At 49.4% G+C, this 22,088-nt stretch carries 22 protein-coding genes; 11 read left to right on the forward strand and 11 right to left on the reverse strand.

Going from position 1 to position 22,088, the window contains the following annotated elements; genetic code table 11:
* Window positions 1-16 precede the first annotated feature (16 nt).
* Complete coding sequence (locus ACTHS8_RS01000) at window positions 17-709, reverse strand: VIT1/CCC1 transporter family protein (RefSeq protein ID WP_440372720.1); 693 nt, start codon at window positions 707-709, stop codon at window positions 17-19.
* A 297-nt stretch (window positions 710-1,006) separates the two neighbouring features.
* Between ACTHS8_RS01000 and ACTHS8_RS01005 the strand changes: the two genes are divergently transcribed.
* The 4 genes from ACTHS8_RS01005 to ACTHS8_RS01020 all read left to right on the forward strand — a co-directional run bounded on the left by ACTHS8_RS01005 (window position 1,007) and on the right by ACTHS8_RS01020 (window position 3,930).
* Complete coding sequence (locus ACTHS8_RS01005; RefSeq protein ID WP_049336812.1) at window positions 1,007-1,153, forward strand: hypothetical protein; 147 nt, start codon at window positions 1,007-1,009, stop codon at window positions 1,151-1,153.
* Window positions 1,154-1,343: 190 nt separating this feature from the next.
* On the forward strand, window positions 1,344-1,544 hold the full coding sequence (locus ACTHS8_RS01010) for a hypothetical protein (RefSeq protein ID WP_003685538.1): 201 nt from the start codon (window positions 1,344-1,346) through the stop codon (window positions 1,542-1,544).
* 89 nt (window positions 1,545-1,633) lie between these two features.
* Window positions 1,634-3,031, forward strand: coding sequence for an aspartate ammonia-lyase (aspA, locus tag ACTHS8_RS01015; RefSeq protein WP_440372721.1), 1,398 nt, complete (start codon window positions 1,634-1,636; stop codon window positions 3,029-3,031).
* A 236-nt stretch (window positions 3,032-3,267) separates the two neighbouring features.
* A complete protein-coding gene (locus tag ACTHS8_RS01020) occupies window positions 3,268-3,930 on the forward strand; it encodes an NAD(P)H-dependent oxidoreductase (protein WP_440372722.1) in 663 nt (220 codons plus the stop codon).
* A 179-nt stretch (window positions 3,931-4,109) separates the two neighbouring features.
* On the opposite strand, the gene ACTHS8_RS01025 is transcribed toward ACTHS8_RS01020, so the two are convergent.
* The gene (locus ACTHS8_RS01025; protein WP_440372723.1) at window positions 4,110-6,311 is read right to left on the reverse strand and encodes a FepA family TonB-dependent siderophore receptor; all 2,202 of its coding nucleotides are present in this window, start codon (window positions 6,309-6,311) and stop codon (window positions 4,110-4,112) included.
* A 231-nt stretch (window positions 6,312-6,542) separates the two neighbouring features.
* Window positions 6,543-6,761, reverse strand: a complete 219-nt coding sequence (locus ACTHS8_RS01030) for a YdcH family protein (RefSeq protein WP_003685475.1) — start codon at window positions 6,759-6,761, stop codon at window positions 6,543-6,545.
* A gap of 221 nt (window positions 6,762-6,982) precedes the next feature.
* Here ACTHS8_RS01030 and ACTHS8_RS01035 point away from each other — a divergent pair, with 221 nt between their 5' ends.
* On the forward strand, window positions 6,983-7,354 hold the full coding sequence (locus ACTHS8_RS01035) for a hypothetical protein (RefSeq protein WP_188209769.1): 372 nt from the start codon (window positions 6,983-6,985) through the stop codon (window positions 7,352-7,354).
* Between the two features lie 133 nt (window positions 7,355-7,487).
* Window positions 7,488-8,738, forward strand: coding sequence for a serine hydroxymethyltransferase (glyA, locus tag ACTHS8_RS01040; protein WP_070631430.1), 1,251 nt, complete (start codon window positions 7,488-7,490; stop codon window positions 8,736-8,738).
* Window positions 8,739-8,809: 71 nt separating this feature from the next.
* Here the strand turns inward: glyA and ACTHS8_RS01045 are convergent, their stop codons facing one another.
* Together ACTHS8_RS01045 and yddG are read right to left on the reverse strand one after the other, a co-directional pair.
* Window positions 8,810-10,120: a sulfate adenylyltransferase subunit 1 gene (locus ACTHS8_RS01045; protein WP_440372724.1), complete on the reverse strand. Its 1,311-nt coding sequence runs from the start codon at window positions 10,118-10,120 to the stop codon at window positions 8,810-8,812.
* Between the two features lie 129 nt (window positions 10,121-10,249).
* Complete coding sequence (gene yddG / locus ACTHS8_RS01050) at window positions 10,250-11,164, reverse strand: aromatic amino acid DMT transporter YddG (protein ID WP_440372725.1); 915 nt, start codon at window positions 11,162-11,164, stop codon at window positions 10,250-10,252.
* Between the two features lie 387 nt (window positions 11,165-11,551).
* Between yddG and ACTHS8_RS01055 the strand changes: the two genes are divergently transcribed.
* The 4 genes from ACTHS8_RS01055 to ACTHS8_RS01070 all read left to right on the forward strand — a co-directional run bounded on the left by ACTHS8_RS01055 (window position 11,552) and on the right by ACTHS8_RS01070 (window position 15,322).
* Window positions 11,552-11,710: a DMT family transporter gene (locus ACTHS8_RS01055; RefSeq protein ID WP_432761038.1), complete on the forward strand. Its 159-nt coding sequence runs from the start codon at window positions 11,552-11,554 to the stop codon at window positions 11,708-11,710.
* Between the two features lie 190 nt (window positions 11,711-11,900).
* Window positions 11,901-13,688 (forward strand): assimilatory sulfite reductase (NADPH) flavoprotein subunit, encoded by a 1,788-nt coding sequence (locus ACTHS8_RS01060; RefSeq protein WP_440372726.1) that lies wholly within the window; start codon window positions 11,901-11,903, stop codon window positions 13,686-13,688.
* A gap of 449 nt (window positions 13,689-14,137) precedes the next feature.
* A complete protein-coding gene (locus ACTHS8_RS01065) occupies window positions 14,138-14,644 on the forward strand; it encodes a hypothetical protein (protein ID WP_440372727.1) in 507 nt (168 codons plus the stop codon).
* A 90-nt stretch (window positions 14,645-14,734) separates the two neighbouring features.
* The gene (locus tag ACTHS8_RS01070) at window positions 14,735-15,322 is read left to right on the forward strand and encodes a hypothetical protein (protein WP_049351404.1); all 588 of its coding nucleotides are present in this window, start codon (window positions 14,735-14,737) and stop codon (window positions 15,320-15,322) included.
* Window positions 15,323-15,459: 137 nt separating this feature from the next.
* Here ACTHS8_RS01070 and cysI read toward each other — a convergent pair whose 3' ends face one another.
* The 4 genes from cysI to ACTHS8_RS01090 form a co-directional block, all read right to left on the reverse strand.
* Window positions 15,460-17,217: an assimilatory sulfite reductase (NADPH) hemoprotein subunit gene (cysI, locus tag ACTHS8_RS01075; protein WP_440372728.1), complete on the reverse strand. Its 1,758-nt coding sequence runs from the start codon at window positions 17,215-17,217 to the stop codon at window positions 15,460-15,462.
* A gap of 169 nt (window positions 17,218-17,386) precedes the next feature.
* A complete protein-coding gene (locus ACTHS8_RS01080) occupies window positions 17,387-17,920 on the reverse strand; it encodes an inorganic diphosphatase (RefSeq protein WP_003678634.1) in 534 nt (177 codons plus the stop codon).
* Window positions 17,921-18,004: 84 nt separating this feature from the next.
* On the reverse strand, window positions 18,005-18,469 hold the full coding sequence (nudB, locus tag ACTHS8_RS01085) for a dihydroneopterin triphosphate diphosphatase (protein ID WP_070838221.1): 465 nt from the start codon (window positions 18,467-18,469) through the stop codon (window positions 18,005-18,007).
* Between the two features lie 136 nt (window positions 18,470-18,605).
* Window positions 18,606-19,259, reverse strand: a complete 654-nt coding sequence (locus ACTHS8_RS01090; RefSeq protein ID WP_440372729.1) for a phosphoesterase — start codon at window positions 19,257-19,259, stop codon at window positions 18,606-18,608.
* Window positions 19,260-19,345: 86 nt separating this feature from the next.
* Here ACTHS8_RS01090 and ACTHS8_RS01095 point away from each other — a divergent pair, with 86 nt between their 5' ends.
* Entirely contained in the window at window positions 19,346-19,789 is a 444-nt protein-coding gene (locus ACTHS8_RS01095; protein WP_440372730.1) for an RpiB/LacA/LacB family sugar-phosphate isomerase, read from the forward strand.
* Window positions 19,790-19,876: 87 nt separating this feature from the next.
* Here the strand turns inward: ACTHS8_RS01095 and ACTHS8_RS01100 are convergent, their stop codons facing one another.
* Complete coding sequence (locus ACTHS8_RS01100) at window positions 19,877-20,437, reverse strand: hypothetical protein (protein ID WP_003746257.1); 561 nt, start codon at window positions 20,435-20,437, stop codon at window positions 19,877-19,879.
* A 93-nt stretch (window positions 20,438-20,530) separates the two neighbouring features.
* Window positions 20,531-22,009 carry an RNA ligase gene (locus ACTHS8_RS01105; protein ID WP_440372731.1) on the reverse strand — a complete coding sequence of 493 codons (1,479 nt, stop codon included), beginning with the start codon at window positions 22,007-22,009 and terminating at the stop codon, window positions 20,531-20,533.
* Window positions 22,010-22,088: the final 79 nt, after the last annotated feature.

Below are 22,088 nucleotides of genomic sequence, written 5' to 3' on the forward strand. Positions count from 1 at the left end.
ATATAAGGCCTTAAATTCAGACAGCCACGCCTGCCAATTTTCCAATAAATCCGGTTATCACCAATGCCGCAATGCCCCACAGGCACACGCGCAAAACGGCAGGAACGACGGGCGCGCCGCCAAGTTTGGCGGAGACATAGCCCAGTCCGGCCAGTCCGCACAAAGTGGAAACCGCCAAGGCCGGAACAATGGCACTAGAAGCCGTCAATGCAACCAGTAAAGGCAAAATCGCGCCGGCACAAAATGAAGCGGCAGAAGCCAGCGCGGCCTGCATGGGTTGGGCGGCAGAGGTTTCGGTAATGCCGATTTCGTCGCGCGCGTGGGCGGCGAGCGCATCGTGTTCCATCAAGGCTTTGGCCACTTCTGCGGCGAGCGGGTCGGACAAACCGCGGCGGCGGTAAATTTCCGTCAGCTCTTCCAATTCCGCATCAGGATTATTTGCCAATTCGTGGCGTTCTTTGTGCAAATCGGCTTTTTCCGTATCCGATTGGCTGGACACAGAAACATACTCCCCCGCCGCCATTGACACTGCGCCCCCGATAAGCGCCGAAACGCCCGTCAACAGCAGGGTTTGGAAATCTGGCGCGGCAGCGGCTACGCCCGTCAACAGCGAGGCAGTGGAAATCAGGCCGTCATTGGCACCCAATACGCTTGCCCGAAGCCAGTTGTTACGGTCGCTAAAATGGCGTTCGCTGTGGTGTGAATACATATATGCTCCGATAAATTGACTGTTCCAGATGATGATAACATTGTATTGTTTTTTGAAATCAATGTCAGTTTATCCTTTCAGATCAAGCATTCTTAAATCTTTCTGCTGCCATTTCAAACCATAAAAACCAACACTCTTCATTGGATTTTTTCAGACGGCCTTAACGCTTTTACAAGCAAATTTATTGTTCCAAGTCATGGCATTATCACAAGGCAGTTTTGTACTGCTTGGTTTATCCGCTTAAAGATGCTATCTTTATGAATCTTTCCACTCCTCAATCCATTGAAAGGATGTATCATGGCCGAAGAAAACAAAATCAAAGTAAACGATTTGCCTGAAGATAAAAAAGAGCAAACCGAAGAAACCGAGCTGCCCGTTATCAATAACGAAGAAAAACGTGGCGGCCACGGCGAAGGCGGTTGCTGCGGCGCATGCGGCGGCTAATCTTCCCGACAAAGCCTCAAGGCCGTCTGAAAAGTCTTACTTTTCAGACGGCCTTTTCCTTTCTAAACACTTACAGGTAAATCAATGAAAGGATGCGGGAGAAGAATTTAAACCCAACCGCGTTTGTGCTACATTCACATCTTTACAAACCACAACAATCTGCACACGCAGACACACAAGGAAGAAAAAAATGTTTTGGTATATCGTCGGCTTTTTCGCCATTATCGTTTCCCTACTCGCCCTCTGGGTCAATGCCAGCGCGTTCGGTATGCAGGAAGACGGCACACCGCAATCCGAATACGAAAAAATGTTGGGTCTGGGCGCGAAGCTGAAAGACAAAGATACGGTTGCCAAGGAACGCGAAGCGGCGCGCTTTCATCCTGACGATTAAGCCTTATAGACTGGACAATCTTGCCGAACTGGGCTAATGTTCCAAACGCATAATGCACACCAACACAACTATACGAGAAGGTAAGAGAAATGACTGTACGAATCGAACACGATTTACTAGGCGACCGCGAGATCCCTGCTGAAGTATATTGGGGCATCCATACTTTGCGCGCCATTGAAAACTTTAAAATTTCCACACAAAAAATTTCCGACGTACCGCAATTTGTCCGCAGCATGGTCATGGTTAAAAAAGCCACCGCGCAAGCCAACGGCGCATTGGGTGCCATCAAGCCGGAAATCGCGGCCGCCATCGAAAAAGCCTGCGATGAAGTATTGGTCAAAGGCCGTTGCCTCGACCAATTCCCGTCCGACGTTTATCAAGGCGGCGCCGGTACTTCGGTCAACATGAACACCAACGAAGTCATTGCCAACCTTGCACTGGAAGTGTTGGGATACGAAAAAGGCCGCTACGACATCGTCAATCCGATGGACCATGTCAACGCCAGCCAATCCACCAACGACGCCTATCCTACCGGCTTCCGCCTTGCCGTGTATTACAGCATCGGCGAATTGCTCGACAAACTGGCTATCCTGAAAAACGCCTTTGCCGCCAAAGCCGAAGAGTTTAAAGACGTTTTGAAAATGGGTCGCACCCAACTTCAAGATGCCGTGCCGATGACTGCCGGCCAAGAATTCCAATCTTTCCAAGTATTGCTGGAAGAAGAAATCCTCAACCTCGACCGCACCCGCTCCCTGCTGCTTGAAGTCAACCTCGGCGCTACCGCCATCGGTACGGGCGTGAATACACCCAAAGGCTATGCGGCTTTAGTCGTTGAGAAACTCTCCGAAGTCAGCGGCCTGCCTTGCAAACTGACTGAAAACCTGATCGAAGCGACCTCCGACTGCGGCGCATATGTGATGGTACACGGCGCATTGAAACGCACAGCCGTCAAACTGTCCAAAATCTGTAACGACTTGCGCCTGCTCTCTTCCGGCCCGCGCGCCGGTTTGAAAGAAATCAATCTGCCTGAATTGCAGGCCGGTTCTTCCATCATGCCGGCCAAAGTCAATCCGGTAATTCCTGAAGTCGTCAACCAAGTGTGCTTCAAAGTCATCGGCAACGACACCACCATCACTTTCGCGGCCGAAGCAGGTCAGTTGCAGCTGAACGTCATGGAGCCGGTCATCGCCCAATGTATGTTTGAAACTATTTCCCTCTTGGGCAACGCCGCGGTCAACCTGTCCGAAAAATGCGTCAAAGGCATTACGGTCAACCGCGAAATCTGCGAACGCTACGTTTTCAACTCCATCGGTTTGGTCACTTACCTGAATCCGTACATCGGCCACCACAGCGGCGATTTGGTCGGCAAAATCTGCGCCCAAACCGGCAAAGGCGTACGCGAAGTCGTACTAGAGCGCGGCCTGTTGAGCGAAGAAGAGCTCAACCGCATCCTCTCACCAGAAAACCTGATGAATCCGCATCTGTAATCAGGATTTGAAATCAAAGGCCGTCTGAAACTTCACTTTTAAAATTTCAGACGGCCTTTTCATATTCATATTGATACTTAATCGATTTTTTCTGCGAAATTCAAAATTAAAAGATAGCCTAACCGCAGGGTTTGATTTAACATAGTGCTGCCCTATCCTATTTTCTCCTCCAATTCACGCAAACCGGATATCGGCAAAACGGTCAAAATAACATCTTCATTTATTAGGAAAAACCAATGAGTAAAATTACACGCGAACAAATGCTGCAAGTATTCGAAAATCGCTGCTCCACCCGTTATTACGATCCCAACAAAAAAATCAGCCAAGAAGATTTTGCAGCGATTTTAGAATTTGCCCGCCTCTCGCCCAGCTCTGTCGGCTCCGAGCCATGGAAATTCTTGGTGATTCAAAACAAAGCCCTGCGTGAGAAAATCAAGCCTTTCAGCTGGGGGATGCAATTCCAACTGGACGACTGCAGCCATCTGGTGATTATCCTTGCCAAGAAAAATGCCCGTTACGATACCCCGTTCTTCCGCAGTGTTGCCGAACGCAGGGGTCTGCAAGGAGAGCAGCTGGAAAAAGCATTGGCAAGATACAAAAGCTTCCAAGAAACCGACATTAAAATTGCCGACGACCAACGCGCACTCTTCGACTGGAGCGGTAAACAGACCTATATTGCTTTGGCCAATATGCTCACAGGCGCAGCCGCCATCGGCATCGATTCCTGTCCAATCGAAGGCTTCAACTACGATAAAATGAACGAAGTATTGGCAGCAGAAGGCCTGTTTGATGCCAATGAATGGGGTGTATCCGTAGCGGCAACATTCGGCTATCGAGCCAAAGAAATCACCAAAAAATCACGCAAACCGATTGAAGAAATGGTGACTTGGGTCGAATAAGTAGTTTGTATTCTCAGGGCGGCGAATGCCACCCTTTTACTTTTCTTAAAAGTGAAGCAAATTCCGTAACAACAAATACTCCTAAATTTAAAATCAAAAAGGCCGTCTGAAACCATGTGTCAGAAATCCTAGATTTCATTTCACACCGTTTCAGACGGCCTGATTTAATACGCCTCTACTTAAAACGATACTTTCAAACTGCCGTAGAAAGCACGGCCATGCTCGTTATAAGTTTGTGCGCCGGCAGTTGTGCGATACAGTTTTTTGTCAAACAGATTGCTGATACCGCCACGGACGGCCACGCGTTTGTTCCAGTTGTAGCCTGCATTGATGCCCCAAATGCCGTAAGAGCCGACTTGGGTTTGGCTGTGTTCGGAAGACAACGCTGCCACGCCTGCACGAGGATTGCCGTCTCGTTCCAATCTATTAATCGCCACGCCGCGCGGCTTGGTGCGACCGTAGTGGGTAAAGGTCAGGTTGGCATCGAAGCGTTCGTTCGGTGTCCAAGACAATGTGCTGTTGATGGTGTGTTTCGGCACCAAAGACAATGGATTGCCTTGATAATCTTCAGATTTGTGCATATAAGTGAAATTGTTGCTCCACTTGAGTGTGTCATGCAACGGAATCACCAAGTTGCCTTCGATACCCGAAATAGTCGCTTTCGGCGTATTTTCCCATTGCAGGAGCCAGTTGCCGATATTGCTGGTGGCAATAAGCTGGTCGCCAATTACGATTTTATTGCGGTACGCATTATGGAAATAAGTCGCGGAAGCCTGCCAGCCGTTTTTGTTGAACTCAAGACCAATCTCTTTATTGATACTGGTTTCAGGTTTCAAATTGTTGTTGCCCATGTAATAGCAACGGACGCTGTTCGGCGCATTGAGCGGACAGCCTTGACCGCGTGTGTACAGGATAAAGTCAGGATTGGTTTGATACAGGTTTGGTGCTTTGTACGCGCGGGCAACACCGCCTTTGACCAACCAGTTTTCGCCGATTTGATGCGAGAAGTTCAAAGCCGGACTCCAGTTACTGCCGCTGTCGCTGTTGTGGTCGAAGCGGATGGCCGGAATCAGATGGGTTTTGTCGGTCAACGAAATATTGTCTTCAACGTAGGCCGCCCAGTTACGTTGCGAAGCCTTACCGCCGCGCGTTGCGGAGATACCGTTAAACACATCGGTTTTACCTTGGTCTTTAAATCCCTGAGTATTGGAAGCAGGATCGTCCAATTTACTGTCAGTAAATTCCGCACCAACCGTCAATACATTATCGACACCAAGTTTAAACGGAATATTTGCTTCGCTGCTGAAACGCAGGTTTTTCAGACGGCTTTGAACAAAATCCAAGCCTGTATAGCTGCCTTCCGGACCACCTGCCAAACCTTCAGGCAAGTGGCTGTTGACCGTGCGCTCATAACTGATTACGTTTTTGGTATCGCCCCAATCCCACGCGCCATCATGCGTTAAAGAATAAGCGGAACGGTATAAGCGGGCAGTTTCGGCTTTGTTGTCAGCCAAAGAATTAACCAAAGCAGAACGCGGATTGCTGTTTTGCGTATCGCCGTTGTAGATATTGCCCTGACGGCTGTAACTGCTGTCTAAAATCAGCGTTTGCGCTGGGTTGATTTTCCATTGCAGACGGCCTGCAATGTCTTTATTGCGTACGCCTTCGACACCGGCCGCGCTGTCATTACCGTGTCCGGCATTAATATCGGCAGCATCTGCATCCGTTTTATTCAGGTTGCCGTAAATGCGGAAGCCCAAAGTATCTTGAATAATCGGGCCGCTCAAATTAAAGCCGATACGGCGGGTTGCGCCCTCTTTGCTGTCTTGCGGCTGATTGGCATACAGATTGACTTGGCCTTTAAATTCTTTAGACACTTTTTTGGTGACAATATTGACCACGCCGCCCATCGCGCCAGAGCCGTAACGGGTCGCTGCCGGACCGCGCAAGACGGTAATGGATTCAATCTCTTCAACCGGCACCCAGTTGCTGTCGCCACGCGTATTGCGTTCACCGCGCATACTGATACGCTCGGACTGGCGCGAATTAACCGGCTTGCCGTCAATCAAAATCAAAGTGTTTTCAGGGCCCATACCGCGCAAGTCGATTTGGCGTTTGTTGCCACGCTGACCTGTTGCCGTATTGCCGGTCAGGTTGACCCCAGGCATGGTGCGGACAAATTCGGAAATATCATTGGCTGCAGGGCGTTTGTCGATGTCGTCTTTAGAAATACGCGATACGCCGAGCGACTGTTGCAACTGTTTCTCGGCAGTAACGTAAACGGTATCGACTTCAGCCTGCTCAACGGCTTTCTCTTCAGCTGCGTGTGAGAATGCACTAATTAACGCCAAAGGCAAAATGGCGAGTGTGAATGTTTTCATTGCATTGTTTCTCTTGGTTTTGTTTGTTTAAAATTAAAATGAAAATTAGTTTGGATTTTAAATAAACTTAACAGAATTTTCAATGCAATTAAGAGTGATTTACAATTAAAAGTTAAATTGTGCTAATAGAAATAACAAAATACCAAACAAGTAAAAAGGCCGTCTGAAACAGTATGAAACGAAATCCGAGATTCCTATCATACCGTTCAGACGGCCTTATTCAATTTTTAATTATTTGCCTGCTGCTTTTTGCAGAAGAGCATACAATTCGTCTTTGAGTTTGAGTTTGGCTTTTTTCAACTCTTCAATCTCTTCGGCACCGCTGGTAACAGGGTTGTTAACCAAACCGGTGATTTTATCGTCCAGCTCATTGTGCTCGTCAAACAAACGGGCAAAGTGTGCATCTTCTTGTTTCAGTTTAGAAATCAAATCGCGATATTCTGGAAACATTTTGTTTTCCTCTCTTGTTAATTAAATAAAAAAGTACTGCTGTCAAAAACTAGGACGAATCAATCTTTAGCTTCATTATAACAAACACGGGCGTTTTATCCAGTCTTTTTTAAGTCGAAACTGTTTTACATCAAAATTAATAATATCAACATAAGTTAGCGCCAAAATAGAAAGAAACGGCTTTATAGACGGCTTGCCGACTTGGGCATACAATCGGGCTTATGCGTTTACACAATGGCCGAACCACCCTATTCCGTCATATCAACGGCATGGACGGACAATTTATCCTGCTTGAGAACCATCCTTCATGGATGCCGGTCAATGATGCCGATTTCAACCATGCCGCGCCCCTGCCCGACGGTTTGGCCGTACACGAAGAATCGTTTTATCCATTTGAAAAAATAGATGCCGAATCGGCAGACAATATCAAAATCTTCAGCGAAGAAGCCCTACGGCTGGAGAAAGAACGATTAAATGCGGTAGCCTTGGTAGAACTGGCAAAAAATCTTAAAGCCGCCCAAGCAGAAGCCGATTTAGCCGCGCTTCTGGAAAAAATGGATTTTCATTTAAAACAAGATGATATTTTCAAATAAACCCTTCAATCTCAGGCCGTCTGAAACCAAACACCCGACACAATTGTTGACAATGCAAGAAAAATAGTTCATCTTGAACCAATTCGCAGCACTCCATCCTATATTTTCAGCCCATCACAAAGGAATCGAGAACATGTTTTCAAAAAGCGTTACCCTTGCACAATATGACCCCGATTTGGCAGCAGCCATCGCCCAAGAAGACAAGCGCCAGCAAGACCATGTCGAGCTGATCGCCTCTGAAAACTACGTCAGCTGTGCCGTTATGGAAGCCCAAGGTTCGCAATTGACCAACAAATACGCTGAAGGCTATCCTGGCAAACGCTACTACGGTGGCTGTGAATACGTTGATATTGTTGAACAATTAGCGATTGACCGTGCTAAAGAGTTGTTTGGCGCAGAATATGTCAATGTCCAACCGCACTCCGGCTCCCAAGCCAACCAAGCCGTATATGCTTCTGTTTTGAAACCGGGCGACACCATTTTGGGCATGTCTCTGGCACACGGCGGCCACTTGACCCATGGCGCAAGCGTTAACATCTCCGGCAAACTCTACAACGCCATTACTTATGGTTTGGATGAAAACGAAGTTCTCGATTATGCCGAAGTAGAACGCTTGGCTCTTGAACACAAACCCAAAATGATTGTGGCCGGTGCATCTGCCTACGCGCTACAAATCGACTGGGCGAAATTCCGCGAAATCGCCGATAAAGTCGGCGCATACCTCTTTGTCGACATGGCGCACTATGCCGGCCTGATTGCCGGCGGCGAATATCCTAACCCGGTGCCATTCTGCGACTTCGTCACCACCACCACCCACAAAACCCTGCGCGGCCCTCGCGGCGGTGTGATTTTGTGCCGTGACAATACTCACGAAAAAGCGCTGAACTCTGCCATCTTCCCAAGCCTGCAAGGCGGTCCGCTGATGCACGTTATCGCTGCCAAAGCCGTAGCGTTTAAAGAAGCGTTGCAACCTGAGTTCAAAGAATACGCAAAACAAGTGAAAATCAATGCTGCCGCCATGGCGGAAGAGTTGGTTAAACGTGGTTTGCGCATCGTTTCCGGCCGTACCGAAAGCCACGTTTTCCTTGTTGACCTGCAACCGATGAAAATCACCGGTAAAGCCGCCGAAGCCGCTTTGGGCAAAGCTCACATCACTGTCAACAAAAACGCCATCCCGAATGATCCGGAAAAACCATTCGTTACCTCCGGCATCCGCATCGGCTCTGCCGCCATGACCACTCGTGGTTTTAACGAAGCCGACGCGCGCGTATTGGCAAACTTGGTTGCCGACGTATTGGCCAATCCCGAAGATGAAGCCAACCTCGCCAAAGTCCGCGAACAAGTGACTGCTTTGTGCAATAAATATCCGGTTTACGGCGCATAAGCATTTCTGACTTGGATAAAATAACAGGCCGTCTGAACAACAGACGGCCTTTTTTTATTTCAACTTTTCTTTTAAATTTCAAAACTGTTTGTTTCGCTGACTTTGCGTATCATGCCTGCCGCGACAGTATGGTTGGTGGCTTCGTCAATCAAAATAAACGCGCCTTGAGCATGGTTGTCTTCGTATGCGGCAGCGGCGAGCGGCTGTTGGGTTTTGAAGCTGACGCTGCCGATATCGTTGAGCTTGAGCGTTTCGGCAGATTCAACCCGGCTGAGGGTATTCACGTCCCAAACGTAGGCAATTTCGCTGATTTTTACGGGCGTGGTTTGGGTAGTGTGCTTCAGCAAATATTTACGGCGCAGATTGAGCGGAATATCGTCAAACCAGCAAAGCGCGGCTTGAAATTGTTGTTCGGGAACAATGACGCTATCGGCTGAAACAATGCTGTTGCCGCGTGAAATATCGATGTCTGTATCCAAAACGACCGTCAACACTTCCCCTGCCTCGGCAGATTCGGTTTTGCCGTTTGCATTATAGATTTCGGCAACTTTGGCAACATGGCCGCTGGGCAAAACTTTAACTTTATCGCCCACTTTCAGACGGCCTGCTTCCAATCTGCCTTGATAGCCGCGGAAATCGTCGCTGCTGCTGCCGTCTTGGCGCGCCACACGTTGTACGGGAAAATGTGCGGCTTGGTCAGCGGCATTTTGACGGTTGACCGGCAGGCTCTCAAGCAAAGGTAAAAGCGGCAAACCTTGATACCACGGGGTTTGGCTGCTGGCATTGACGATATTGTCGCCTTTTAAGGCGCTGATGGGCAGGAAGTGGATTTGGGCTTGGAGGCCGATTTGTTCCGCCAGTTTGCGATAGGCCTCGGTAATGGCTTGATATTTGGCTTCGTCAAAGTCGAGCAGGTCGAGTTTGTTGACGGCGACGATGATGTTGGGGCAGCGCAAGAGCTTCAAAATTGCGCTGTGGCGTTTGGTTTGCGGCAGGAGGACGGGCTCGCTGCCGGAAAAATCGACACGTGTGGCATCGACTAAAATAATGGCGGCATCGGCAGTTGATGCGCCGGTAACCATATTGCGCGTGTATTGCTCGTGTCCCGGCGTGTCGGCAATAATGAATTTGCGTTTGGGCGTGGCGAAATAACGGTAGGCCACGTCAATGGTAATGCCTTGTTCGCGCTCGGCGGCAAGGCCGTCTGTCAGGCTGGCGAAGTCGGGCGTTTCGCCGTTTTCAGCAGCGCGGTTGAGTTTGTCGAGCTGGTCGGTCAGCAAGGTTTTGCTGTCGTAGAGCAGGCGGCCGATGAGGGTGGATTTGCCGTCATCGACGCTGCCGGCGGTAATGAAGCGCAAAAGCGGGGCGGTGGTTGCGGTCATGGTTCTTTCCTATTTCTCGTGATTTCTCAAACTGGTCTCTACTTTAAACAGGCCGTCTGAAAATGGGAAAGAATGTTTGGTTGTTAAAAAAGCTGTTTTCGTTATATCGCGAAGCTATGGGATATTGCCTCACGCCATCCGTTTTCTCCGTGTCGCCAACCAACATACAATCGATCCTAAGCACACCATTCCCGCCCCCTGCCAAAACGTCATGGACAACGGCGCGCTAATCACAAACGATGACACCACCGCAGACAACACTGGAATGAAATAAGATGCGCCTGCCAATACAGTCAGATTGCCGCGCGAAATACCGATATTCCACACTGCATAGCCCAGCCCCATACAAGCTGCGGCGGCAACGGCATAGCCGAGCGATACAGTATCAAAATTCAACGTATCCGCGCCGCTGAGAAAGTATTCGATCCACAACAGTATCGACACCAGCGCAAAGAAGAAGCCGACGCTGCTGCCTTCCGCTTTCACACGTGCCGTCAGCGTGCAATATGCCGCCCAAAACACTGCATCCGCAAATGCCATGATGTAGCCGCCGGGATTGGTGCGGACATTGTGGTAGATGCCGGAAATCGACAAGCCGACATCGCCGCCCAGTACAGTAGCAATCCCCAAAAACGACAGCACAAAGCCGATGACTATCCACCATTTTGACGGCTGTTTGTTGAAATATACCGCCCCGACGATGGTAAACGTCGGCCACAAATAATTGACCATGCCGATTTCCACCGCCTGTCTTGCGTTTTGTGCAAAGCCGACCGACAGCGACAAACACAATTCGCAGCCGACAAAAAACACGCTCGCCCAAAACAGATAGCTGCGGTTGTAATTGCGCAAATGCGGCCGGCCGAAAATCAGCCAAATCAATACGGTAGACAAGGTGTACATCATTGCCGCGCCGCCCACTGCCCCCATATGCAGGCTCAAAGAGCGTATCAGAGAAATGACGAAGCTCCACAAGGCAACGGCAAGCAGCCCGATGGCAGTGGCTTGTTTAGATAAAATATTTTGAGATAAGAAATGAATCATGATGATTTTCAGAAGGACAGCTAGGCAACGAACCCGGCACATATATGGTTTCTATATTAATTATTTTAACTTTTCCAAGGCCGTCTGAAAACAATCATCCATTTTATAAGTTTCATCTTAAAATCAACATATTAAGCAAAGAAAACTTTGCAGCGAAAAGACAGCCCTCCCCAAATCGGCTAGAATCGCAGCCGCACAAAAATACATATCAAGGACACACATTATGAGTTGGCTTTATCTGATACTGGCCGGAATACTGGAAATCAGCTGCCCCTTGGGACTGAAATTAGCTCAACAAGAAGGCTACCATTGGCAGGGTATTGCAGCCGCCCTGGCCTGCATTGTCGACAACAGATTTTTTCTATTCCTCGCCCAAAAAACATACCCATGGGGACGGCCTATGCCGTTTGGACAGGCATAGGCTCGGCAGGGGCTTTTTTGGTAGGCGTTGTATTTTTCAACGATGCCGCCAACTTCGGCCGCTGGCTCGGCGCATTTCTCATCATCTCAGGTGTCGTAGTGATGAAACTCTCCAGCGGAAACTGAAAATCTCGTTTCTATCCAATCCAAGGCCGTCTGAATGAGCATGTCCAGACGACCTAATACCTTCCCGAATATAACGAAATCATCTTAAATTAAAACCAAGCATTCTTTCCTTTTTTCAGACGGCCTGTTTAAAGTGGCGATTGTCCATTATTCAAACAATCGGTTATAGCCGTCCAACAAAGGAATCCAAATGAGCCAAGCCAATCCGCTTCCACCCGAACTCTCCGTCCAACTCTCCACACTATCCCCCACCCAACTTGCCTGGCTCTCCGGCTATTGCTGGGCGCAAAGCCAAGGCGTATCCGGCGCAGCAGCCGAACCATCTGCCCTGCAAGCAGCCGCCCCGACAGTCAGCCGCCGCGTATTAGTCCTCTCCGCCTCCCAAACCGGCAACGCACGCAGCGTTGCCGAATCCTTACACGCCAAACTTCAAGCCGCCGGCGTAGAAGCACGCCTCAGCAGCGCAGGTGATTTCAAAAGCAAAACCCTGCCCGACGAAGACATCGTCCTTTTGGTTACCTCCACCCAAGGCGAAGGCGAACCGCCCGAAGAAGCCCTGCCCCTGTACAAATTCATCTACGGCAAAAAGAAACCCGACCTAAGCAAACTCACCTTTGCCGTCTTAGGACTTGGCGACTCCTCCTATCCCAACTTCTGCCAAGCAGGCAAAGACTTTGATGCCAAATTTGCCGAACTGGGCGCAGGCCGTCTGAACGACTTGGGCATCTGCGACTTAGAGTTCCAAGCAAATGCCGACGCATGGGTAGCCGCCGTCGTACCCAAAGTAGCCGAATTGACCGCCCAAGCAGCAAGCCCTAGTGCAAACACCGCAGCACACAGCCCGGCTACCCCAAGCGGCATCGCATACACCAAAGAAAACCCCTACACAGCCACCCTATCCGTGCGCCAAAAAATCACCTCGCGCGACGCGGAAAAAGACGTCGAACACATCGAAATCGACCTCTGCGGCTCAGGTTTGCATTATCAGGCAGGCGACGCGCTCGGCGTATGGCCGCTTAATGCTGCCGACCTCGTTCAAGAAATCCTCGACCTCAACCAACTGAACGGCAACGAAACCGTCCAACTTTCAGACGGCCGCGAAACCGACATCCGCACAGCCCTGACCGAATCCGCAGACATTACCCAAAATACACCCGCCTTCGTCCAACAATACGCCGAATTAACAAACAACGAAAAACTCAAAACCATAGCCGCAGATAAAGCCCAACTGGACGCCTACCTTGCCACCACACCGCCCGTCGGCGTATTTGCGGCCCATCCACACCCACTGGATGCACAAACCCTATACAGCCTATTCCGCCCACAAACCCCGCGTCTTTACTCCATCGCCTCCGCACAAGGCGAAGTCGGCGAAGAAGTCCACCTTACCGTAGGCGTCGTCCGTTTCGACCACCACGACCACACCTACACCGGTGCAGCATCCGGCTACTTAGGCGAACGCCTCGAAGAAGGCAGCGAAGTCCGCGTCTTTGTCGAACCCAACCCCAACTTCCGCCTGCCCCAAAACGGCGATACCCCCATCATCATGATCGGCGCAGGCACAGGTGTCGCCCCCTTCCGCTCCTTTATGCAACAACGCGCAGCCAATGGCGACAGCGGCAAAAACTGGCTCTTCTTCGGCAACCAACGCCTGGCCGACGACTTCCTCTACCAACTCGAATGGAGCGAATGGCGCAAAGACGACCTACTCACCCGCGCCGACCTCGCATGGAGCCGACAAGGCGAACATAAAGTCTATGTCCAACACAAAATCGCCGAACGCGCCGCCGAAGTTTGGAACTGGCTGCAACAAGGCGCACACATCTACGTCTGCGGCGACGCCGCACGCATGGCACGCGATGTCGAAAACGCCCTGATCGAAGTCATCGAAACCCAAGGCAAACTCAGCCACGACGAAGCCGAAGACTACCTCAACGACCTGCGCGAAGACAAACGCTACCAACGCGACGTTTATTGATTGGATAAACAAAAATAAAGGCCGTCTGAAAGCTAAATTTCAGACGGCCTTTTTAAAGAGCCAGCTCGGATTGTTATCAATTTACCCGGTTTTGCTTTATAATTGTGCAAATTTGACTCACTCGAAAGAAAATAAATTGGAATGATTACAACAACTTGTAGATTTATTGGTGGGTTTTGTCGATTGGATATTGAAATTACTGGCATTCTTGTTTTAAACTACGTTTCATTCTTTTATACATTAAAGACGTATTTTCATCATGCAAACCGCGCAACGCTCTGCTACTTTCTTCTATTGGTACCACACAAACGTGCGGTACTTTTTTGCGCTTGTCTGAAACAGACCAAGTTAAAAATACGCAAATTAGAGCCGCCTCATTTGAGCGGCTTTTTTTATACCCACCATGGCCGCTTAAATCCACCCATTTTTAAGAAATAAGGAATACAGCCATGACCGCTTCAACTAAAATCCACAGCCAAACCCAAATGTTACACACCTGCCGCATGGTCGTTGACAGCAACAGCCACAACAGTATGCTCAACATGCACACTTTGCCCGATTCGCCTGACAGCCTCATCAGCGAAGCTCTGATTCCGCAAGTGCGCACCATCGCGACTTTGATTGCCGCAGAGCGCCACGACTTCAATCAAAGCAGCCCCAGCGTTTTTACTGATGAAGCGGATTTCTTTGCAGCGCGTATTTTGGTTCTGGGAGTACGCCGTTTCCATTTGGATATTACCCTGCTGCCTATGCTCAAAACCGCCAACAAACGCGCCGAAGCTTTCGCCAAACGCCATCACATGCCCTTCTCTCCCGCTGAAATGCAAATGTCCCTGCACACCCGCCGCCCTGCCAACCTACTGATTATCGAAACCGAACACGAAATGCCTGCACTGGGCAATCTGGCCGCCAACAGCCGTGCATTTGCAGCGCAACTTTCCAATATTATTTTGTAAAACCACTTGAAAAACAGGGAAATGGTTTAATATTAGGCAAACACACTCCGCCGAAATCTCGGCAAAGACAAACCTCTCTCAGGAAAAACAATGAAAAAACTGATTGCCTTAGCCGCCCTTTCCACTTTCGCCCTCGCTGCCTGCAAAGACAATACCCAGGCGCAACTTGAACAGCAACAAAAACAAATCGAAGCATTGCAACAACAGTTGGCACAACAAAACGGCCAACAAGAAGACAATACGGTTTACCAGCTCACGCCTGAAGCCGTGAAAGACACCATTCCTGCCGAAGCACAAGCCAACGGCAACAACGGCCAACCGGTAACCGGTACAGACGGCCAACAATACATCTACGACCAATCCACCGGCAGCTGGCTGCTGCAAAGCTTGGTGGGAGCGGCAGCCGGTGCATTTATCGGCAACGCATTGGCGAACAAATTCACACAGGCACGCAATCAAAACAGCCCGATTGCACGTCAAGCCCGTGCCAACTATTATCAAACCGCACGTCCAAACGGACGTACCAGCCAACAGCTGAATACGCGCACCCTGCGTGCCCAACAGCAAAATGCCCAACAACAAAACGCTCAACAGCAACAGCGTTACCGCGAAACCGCGCGTCAGCCTTCCAACTACCGCCGCCCCAGCATGGGCCGGGGCTTTGGCCGTCGCCGCTGATTCGTTTTATATCCCATCTTTGCTATAAACGCTCCCAATATAAAAGGCCGTCTGAAAACCAGTTATCCTGATTTTTCAGACGGCCTTTAGCCCTTCTCTATTTTCTTATTGCAGACTTGTGGGTCTGTCTGTATGCATTATGACCAGAAATCGCGAGGTGCATCCAATACGGGTTTGACGATACCTGTACGGATGGCGAAATCGCCAAAACCTTCCTCATCCAAACGGTTTTGAGACCAATCTGCCACCCAGTCTTCGACAATTTCAAGGATTTCAGGTTCGGTAATATTTTCTTTAAACAGGCGAGGAATGCGTGTGCCTTCACGGTTGCCGCCTGCGTAAAGATTGTAGCGGCCAACCGCTTTGCCGACCAAACCAATTTCCGCCAGCATGGCGCGGCCGCAACCGTTGGGGCAACCGGTTACGCGCAAAACGATGTATTCGTCTTCCAAACCATATTTGGCGAACATTTCGTCAATTTTATCGGAGAATGTTGGTAGGAAACGCTCAGCCTCCGCCATCGCCAGCGGGCAAGTCGGCAAGGCAACGCAAGCCATCGAGTTCTCACGCTGGATGGTAATCGATTTGCTGATTAATCCATGTTCTTTGGCGATTTTATCAATCGTGTCTTTCAATTCCGGTGGCACATTGGCGACCACCAGATTTTGATTAGCCGTCAGACGGAAGTCGCCGGGATGGATTTTGGCAATTTCGCGGATACCTGTTTTCAACGGCCTGCCTGGATAATCGAGCAGACGGCCATTCTCAATAAACAAAGTCAAATGCCAATTGCCTTCATGCCCTTGTACCCAGCCGATATGGTCGCCGCGATGGGTGAATTTGTAAGGGCGGATGGGTTCAAATTTAATGCCCATGCGTCTTTCGACTTCTTCTTTGAACACATCCACACCGACGCGTTGCAGCGTATAGCGTGTACGCGCTGCTTTACGGTCGCTGCGGTTGCCCCAGTCGCGCTGGGTGCTGACGACGGCTTCGGCGGCGTTGAGGGTGTATTCGAGCGGAACGAAACCAAATTCGTAAGAAGTGTTCGGATAGGTTTTGGTATTACCGTGTTCGCTGGATAAACCGCCGCCGACCAATACATTGAAGCCCACCAACCTGCCGTTTTCTGCAATCGCCACAAAACCCAAGTCATTGGAATGAATGTCCACATCGTTATCGGGCGGAATCACGACGGCAGTTTTGAATTTGCGCGGCAAATAGGTTTTACCCAAAATCGGCTCGACCTCATCGGCAATTTCTTTATTGCGAGGCTCGGTCGGCTCGGTCGTGAACACTTTTTCGCCGTCCAGCCAGACATCGGCATATGCCATCGTGCGCGGCAGAAGGTGCATACTGATGCGCGCCGCCCATTCGTAAGCTTCTTGGTGCAACGTGCTTTGCACCGGATTACTGGTGCACAACACATTGCGGTTGACATCGCTGGCTGTGGCAATGGAATCCAAACCTAGTTTGTGCAATGCCTGATGTGCCTGTTTTAAATCGGTTTTCAGAATCCCGTGGTATTGGAAGGTTTGACGGTTAGTCAGGCGGATGGAGCCGTAAATCGTATTTTCACCGGCAAATTTATCGATACCCAGCCACTGCTTCGGCGTAATGATGCCGCCGGGCAAACGGCAACGCAACATCATGTTTTTTAAGGGCTCAAGTTTTTGTTCGGTACGCTCGGCACGGATATCGCGGTTGTCCTGTTCGTACATCCCGTGGAAGCGGATAAGCTGAAAGTTGTCGGCGGTAAAGCCGCCGGTAAAATCATCTTTCAACTCTTCCTTAATCGTACCGTGCAGATAATCACTGCGCTCTTTCAAGGCCTCGTTACCGGACAAAGGCGTCTCAGGCAGCTTGGCTCGTGGGTCGGTTGTGGTAGCAGTCATTGAAGCACTCCTTATTTTTGATATAGGCGTTACTTTAATGAGGCCGTCTGAAAATGAGAAAGAATGGTTTGTTTGTTTTAAAGACGATTTTGTTATATTGGTTTGAAACATAAAAAGGCCGTCTGAACTTTGCTTTCAGACGGCCTTGATATTGAACGGGACAAACCGATTAGGCTTGTTTGTTCCAACGTTCGATAGATTCTTTGATGACTTGTTTCGCTTCTTCTACATCGCCCCAAGATTCAACTTTAGTAGTACCTGCTTTTTTCAGGTCTTTGTAGTGGTTGAAGTGGAACTCGATTTGTTTGATCAGTTGTTGCGGCAAATCGGCCAAAGTTTTGTAGGCGTTGCCGTTGTTGCGGTCATCGGCCGGAACGCAGACGATTTTGTCGTCCACTTCGCCGTCGTCAACGAATTTCATCACGCCGATAACGCGTGCTTCCAGGAAAATACCGGTTGCCAAAGGCTGCTCGGTAACCAGCAATACGTCCAATTCGTCGCCGTCTTCGTCCAACGTTTGTGGAATGAAGCCGTAGTTGGTCGGTTTGGCGAAAATTGCCGGTTCAACGCGGTCGAGTTGGAAAGCGGCCAGTTTGCGGTTCCATTCGATTTTGTGGTTGCTGCCCGCAGGGATTTCGTTGACAACGTTGATGATGCCGCCGTCCACGTCGCCCGGGGTCAGGATTTTGTTGAAGTCTGCCATGATGGTTTCCTTTGATTTTAAAGAGAGTCAAACGGCGAAAGTATAACAAACCCAAGGCCGTCTGAAAATGTGAAACTGTCGTATTCAGACGGCCTTTTTGGCATTCAGCCTTTTGACCAATTCTAAAATTGCGCGTTTATTGGAAGGGGAAAACACTTTTTCCGCCGCCTCTTCCGCACCAAACCAACCGTAGGCAACGTGTTCGTCCGGTTGCAGGACGATGGGCGTATCGCGCGGAATTTGGGCGGAGAAGATGTGTTCGCGGTTTTCAAAAACACCTTTGGGATAGCGATGGCGCCAGTGATGATAGATTTCATAAACGGTGCTGTCGTGCCAGTTTTCCAGCTGTCCGTCTGCAAGGCGGATACCGGTTTCTTCCCACACTTCGCGCCATGCGGTTTCTTCGATGCGCTCGCCCTCTTCCAAGCTGCCGGTAACTGACTGCCAAAAACCTTGCGGCGCCGTGCGTTCAATCAGCAGGATATTGCCGTCTTTATCATGCAAAACGACCAAAGCGGAAACAGGATACTTCAAAGGCTTACCGCTCATGACTTGTCCTTGCCGGTTTGATTGGGGAGGCTGATTTTTGTAGTAAGTAAGCCAAAAGGTTTTCCATGTATCACTCAAAAATGGGAAATTGATATTCAGACGGCCTTTGCCGAAAATCCGCAAAGGCCGTCTGAAATTATACCTGATTTAACTGCGCCAGTTTCCGAGACACCAGCTCTGCCGCTTCTTCCGGCGATTGGGCTTTCAAGCCAACTTCACCAAAATACGAAATTTTAGGCAAATCACACAAAAACTTATCGACGTCTTGCGCCGTCAAAAAGCGGCCGTGCAAATCAAATCCGACATTTAAAGCACGCCCTTTGATTTCCGCCACCCTGTCATGCAAATGGCCGTACAAGTGATACCAGCCCTGATAGCAGCCGTCCCATTCCTGAATCGGATAGTGAAAGAGAACCAGCGTATTCTTAATTTCCGGCGATTTGAGTTTCAAATACGGCCGTATGGACGACAGCAGCGGATGCCCGTCATGCTTGGTTTGGCTGCGAAAAAAATCGGCATGCTGCCGAATCACATGATCATGATTGCCGTAAATCAAGTGATGTTGCCCGTTCAAACGCGACAAAACGCGCTCTATCTGCTTGTAGTCTTGGGCAAAGGAAAAATCGCCCAAGTTGTACACCGTATCTTCAGGCGTAACGGTTTCATTCCATGTCCGGATTAAAAATTCATCCATCTGCTCCACGTTATCGAACGGTCGAAATTGCGGGCAGAATTTGGCAATGTTTTTATGTGAAAAATGTAGGTCTGATGTGAAGTAGGTTTTGCTCATGCCGTGCTCTCTGCGTTGCAAGCTTGAATCGTATCACGCGCAGGCGTATGCTGAATAATGTTTATTGTGTGCTTCAAGGAGTTTTTATGCGTTTGGTTATTGCCGCGCCGGCCAACGGCGCAATATTGAAAGACGCGCTCAAAGCGCATCTGCAAAACGACCCGCGCGTCAGCAGCTTGGTCGATTTATCCTCACCAAAAGGAACCTATCCGCAACTCTCGTTTGCCGCGGCCGAAGAAGTCGCGGCAGGACGCGCCGATCGTGCGCTGTTGATTTGCGGTACCGGCGTGGGCACGGCAATCGCCGCCAATAAAGTGCGCGGCATACGGGCAGCGACAGCGCACGATTTACTCACGCTCCGCGGCTCGGTGGAAAACTATAATGCTCAGGTTTTATGTATGGGGCAAAACGTGATTGCCGCTCCGGCTGCTTGGGCATTGGTCGATATTTGGTTGGATTTGCGCCACGACACAAGCAGCGGTTATGCGCCTAAGGTTGGCGAAATTGAAGCGTACGAGCGCGGAAAATAAATACGTGTTGCTCCATATGTTTTCAGACGGCCTTGTTACGTTTCGCTTTAGCAAAACCGGTAAGGCCGTCTGAAAATATTTAAATGCTTATTTTCCTTTTTTATTGCAAGGATGTCCTGCGCTGTTGTCGCAGACGCGTAAATTGCGCAAATGCATGACGGCATTGGTCAACTCGGCCTTCGTCGGCTCGTAACGGAAAGCATATTGCTTCACGTACAAAGCTTCGTTACCCTGTACGGCTTTTATCCAAGTAAATTCAGGTTTACTGGTTTGCGGATTGTTGGCGCAAAACAACATCACCAAAGCGAATGGATAGCCGTTTTCTTCACCTGCCGTTATTGGGTTGACACTACTTTGCGGACAGGCATTCTGCCATGAGGCTGAAAGATTGCCGAAAAACTGCTCAACACCCGGTTTCATACCTGCCATGGATTGCAGCGTGACCATTTGCGTCCAGTCTTCCACAGTCTGTTTCTGCGGCACAAGTTCTATCAATGTCACACCATTTTGCGCGGTTTGATAGCCGACTTTGAAGCCTTTAGGCGGAGCACCGAAAGACCCAAACTCCTCAGCCTGCGCAGTTTGAACAGCTAACGGAAGCATAGCAATGGCGAGCATCAGTTTCCTAACGATACTTGTTTTTTTCATTGTTTTTCCTTATTCACTAAAAGTATGGCAGATGAAACACTCCATCCGCCAGCGCTATACTAACACAAGCATATAGCATTTTTTCAGACGGCCTTACAACTGCTTCAAAAACGCCTGAATGAACGCGATTTTATCCAATTCCGGCATAGCATTGAACGCTTCCTGATGCTCGTGGATGTAGTCGATTAAGGGGTAAAACTCTTCATCGACGTGGCGTTTGTCGAGTTTGCGGTCGATATTGCCCTCGTTGCTTCGTCCTAAAAACTTGGAAATCAGGTAATACGGCGATTTGAGTTTGAACAGCATTTCGCCGTTTTGGGCATCAAATACCATAAAGCCTTCGTGTTCCACGTTTTTCAGACGGCCTTTCAGCTCGCCGAACGTGATATTTTTCAGCATTTCGGGACGGCGGATGCCGTATTGTTTGCCGATTTCGTCCAATTCCGCTTCGCTAAACTGACGGCCTGTTGCCACCTCAATGCAGCCGATTAAGGTTTCGCCCAATTCTTCTCGTATGATGTGTACGTCTTTCGCATCTGTGATTTCAAACAAAAAAGTATGGTTCGGATATGCACGGAACAAGGTTTCGTATTGCGCGCAGTGTGCTGCGGTCATGTCGGCAAACGCGCTATCAAGCGAACCGGTAGTCGAATACAGCACTTTGCCGTCAAACGCCGCGCCTTTAGACGGATGGTCGTCTGAAAGCGAGACGAAAGTGCAGCAGCCGAGGAAGCCGTTTACTTTTACTACCGCGTCCACCAATCTCTCGTCGCCGATTCGGATCGGGTAACGGCTGCCTTTGGCAATACGTTCCGAATAATTGAACACTTTTTTAAACGGACGCACGATGATTCGATTATGCGCATCGATAATCAAACCGCGCATTTCCAGCAAAGCATCATCAAAGCGGTTGTTATAGAACACACTGCGTGCGTATTTCAACACGCGCAATTCAGGATAACGCTTGGATGCTTTGGCAGTAAAGTTACGGCTGCCGTATTGCAGATAATGATCGGTCACAAAGGTTTGCTGTGCCTCATCAAACACCAGCGGCTTATGCTCGATAGCCTGCATCTGTTCGATTTTTTCTAACTGTTCCGCATTTGCCGGTTGCACGGCCTCGATGTGGATTTCGTTTGCCACACGGTTTTGGTTCAACTTGATATACGCCGCCAACACGTCATGCTCTTTTACGCCGTGTAGGTTGGGATAGAAATTGTGTAGTCGGTAGACCTCTGTTTCAAAACCGCTTTTCTCCGCCTGATCCAATAAATGACGGCAACGCGAAGCTTTTTGGTTGGTATTGGAATTAATGATCAAAATATTTCGATTCGGATTTTGACGCCCAAGCCTCAAAGTTTCGGTCATCAAGGCATTACCGCGCTTCTGCGCCTTATCCACCGCTTCGCCCGACCAACGATATTCACCGTATTCATCGGTAATGAACAAATCGTTTTCAATACGGACAACTTCTGCATCCGGATACTGCGCTTTAAATTCGGCGGCTTTTTGTTCGGCAAAAGTCGATTTTCCCGAACCTTGATGACCGCGGATTAAGATAAATTTTTGCATTTTGTTTCCTTATTCTTTTTCTCAACTTGTCCTGAATCAATAGGCCGTCTGAAAAATATTTCTACCCTTTTTTCAGACG

The organism is Neisseria sp. P0016.S008 (assembly GCF_051957775.1).
In the GTDB taxonomy this organism is placed as follows: domain Bacteria; phylum Pseudomonadota; class Gammaproteobacteria; order Burkholderiales; family Neisseriaceae; genus Neisseria; species Neisseria flavescens_B.

Excerpts from the sequence above, each read along its gene's own strand:
- ACTHS8_RS01000 (WP_440372720.1), bottom strand. The coding sequence starts at position 709 with ATGTATTCACACCACAGCGAACGCCATTTTAGCGACCGTAACAACTGG.
- ACTHS8_RS01005 (WP_049336812.1), top strand. The coding sequence starts at position 1,007 with ATGGCCGAAGAAAACAAAATCAAAGTAAACGATTTGCCTGAAGATAAA.
- ACTHS8_RS01010 (WP_003685538.1), top strand. The coding sequence starts at position 1,344 with ATGTTTTGGTATATCGTCGGCTTTTTCGCCATTATCGTTTCCCTACTC.
- aspA (WP_440372721.1), top strand. The coding sequence starts at position 1,634 with ATGACTGTACGAATCGAACACGATTTACTAGGCGACCGCGAGATCCCT.
- ACTHS8_RS01020 (WP_440372722.1), top strand. The coding sequence starts at position 3,268 with ATGAGTAAAATTACACGCGAACAAATGCTGCAAGTATTCGAAAATCGC.
- ACTHS8_RS01025 (WP_440372723.1), bottom strand. The coding sequence starts at position 6,311 with ATGAAAACATTCACACTCGCCATTTTGCCTTTGGCGTTAATTAGTGCA.
- ACTHS8_RS01030 (WP_003685475.1), bottom strand. The coding sequence starts at position 6,761 with ATGTTTCCAGAATATCGCGATTTGATTTCTAAACTGAAACAAGAAGAT.
- ACTHS8_RS01035 (WP_188209769.1), top strand. The coding sequence starts at position 6,983 with ATGCGTTTACACAATGGCCGAACCACCCTATTCCGTCATATCAACGGC.
- glyA (WP_070631430.1), top strand. The coding sequence starts at position 7,488 with ATGTTTTCAAAAAGCGTTACCCTTGCACAATATGACCCCGATTTGGCA.
- ACTHS8_RS01045 (WP_440372724.1), bottom strand. The coding sequence starts at position 10,120 with ATGACCGCAACCACCGCCCCGCTTTTGCGCTTCATTACCGCCGGCAGC.
- yddG (WP_440372725.1), bottom strand. The coding sequence starts at position 11,164 with ATGATTCATTTCTTATCTCAAAATATTTTATCTAAACAAGCCACTGCC.
- ACTHS8_RS01055 (WP_432761038.1), top strand. The coding sequence starts at position 11,552 with ATGGGGACGGCCTATGCCGTTTGGACAGGCATAGGCTCGGCAGGGGCT.
- ACTHS8_RS01060 (WP_440372726.1), top strand. The coding sequence starts at position 11,901 with ATGAGCCAAGCCAATCCGCTTCCACCCGAACTCTCCGTCCAACTCTCC.
- ACTHS8_RS01065 (WP_440372727.1), top strand. The coding sequence starts at position 14,138 with ATGACCGCTTCAACTAAAATCCACAGCCAAACCCAAATGTTACACACC.
- ACTHS8_RS01070 (WP_049351404.1), top strand. The coding sequence starts at position 14,735 with ATGAAAAAACTGATTGCCTTAGCCGCCCTTTCCACTTTCGCCCTCGCT.
- cysI (WP_440372728.1), bottom strand. The coding sequence starts at position 17,217 with ATGACTGCTACCACAACCGACCCACGAGCCAAGCTGCCTGAGACGCCT.
- ACTHS8_RS01080 (WP_003678634.1), bottom strand. The coding sequence starts at position 17,920 with ATGGCAGACTTCAACAAAATCCTGACCCCGGGCGACGTGGACGGCGGC.
- nudB (WP_070838221.1), bottom strand. The coding sequence starts at position 18,469 with ATGAGCGGTAAGCCTTTGAAGTATCCTGTTTCCGCTTTGGTCGTTTTG.
- ACTHS8_RS01090 (WP_440372729.1), bottom strand. The coding sequence starts at position 19,259 with ATGAGCAAAACCTACTTCACATCAGACCTACATTTTTCACATAAAAAC.
- ACTHS8_RS01095 (WP_440372730.1), top strand. The coding sequence starts at position 19,346 with ATGCGTTTGGTTATTGCCGCGCCGGCCAACGGCGCAATATTGAAAGAC.
- ACTHS8_RS01100 (WP_003746257.1), bottom strand. The coding sequence starts at position 20,437 with ATGAAAAAAACAAGTATCGTTAGGAAACTGATGCTCGCCATTGCTATG.
- ACTHS8_RS01105 (WP_440372731.1), bottom strand. The coding sequence starts at position 22,009 with ATGCAAAAATTTATCTTAATCCGCGGTCATCAAGGTTCGGGAAAATCG.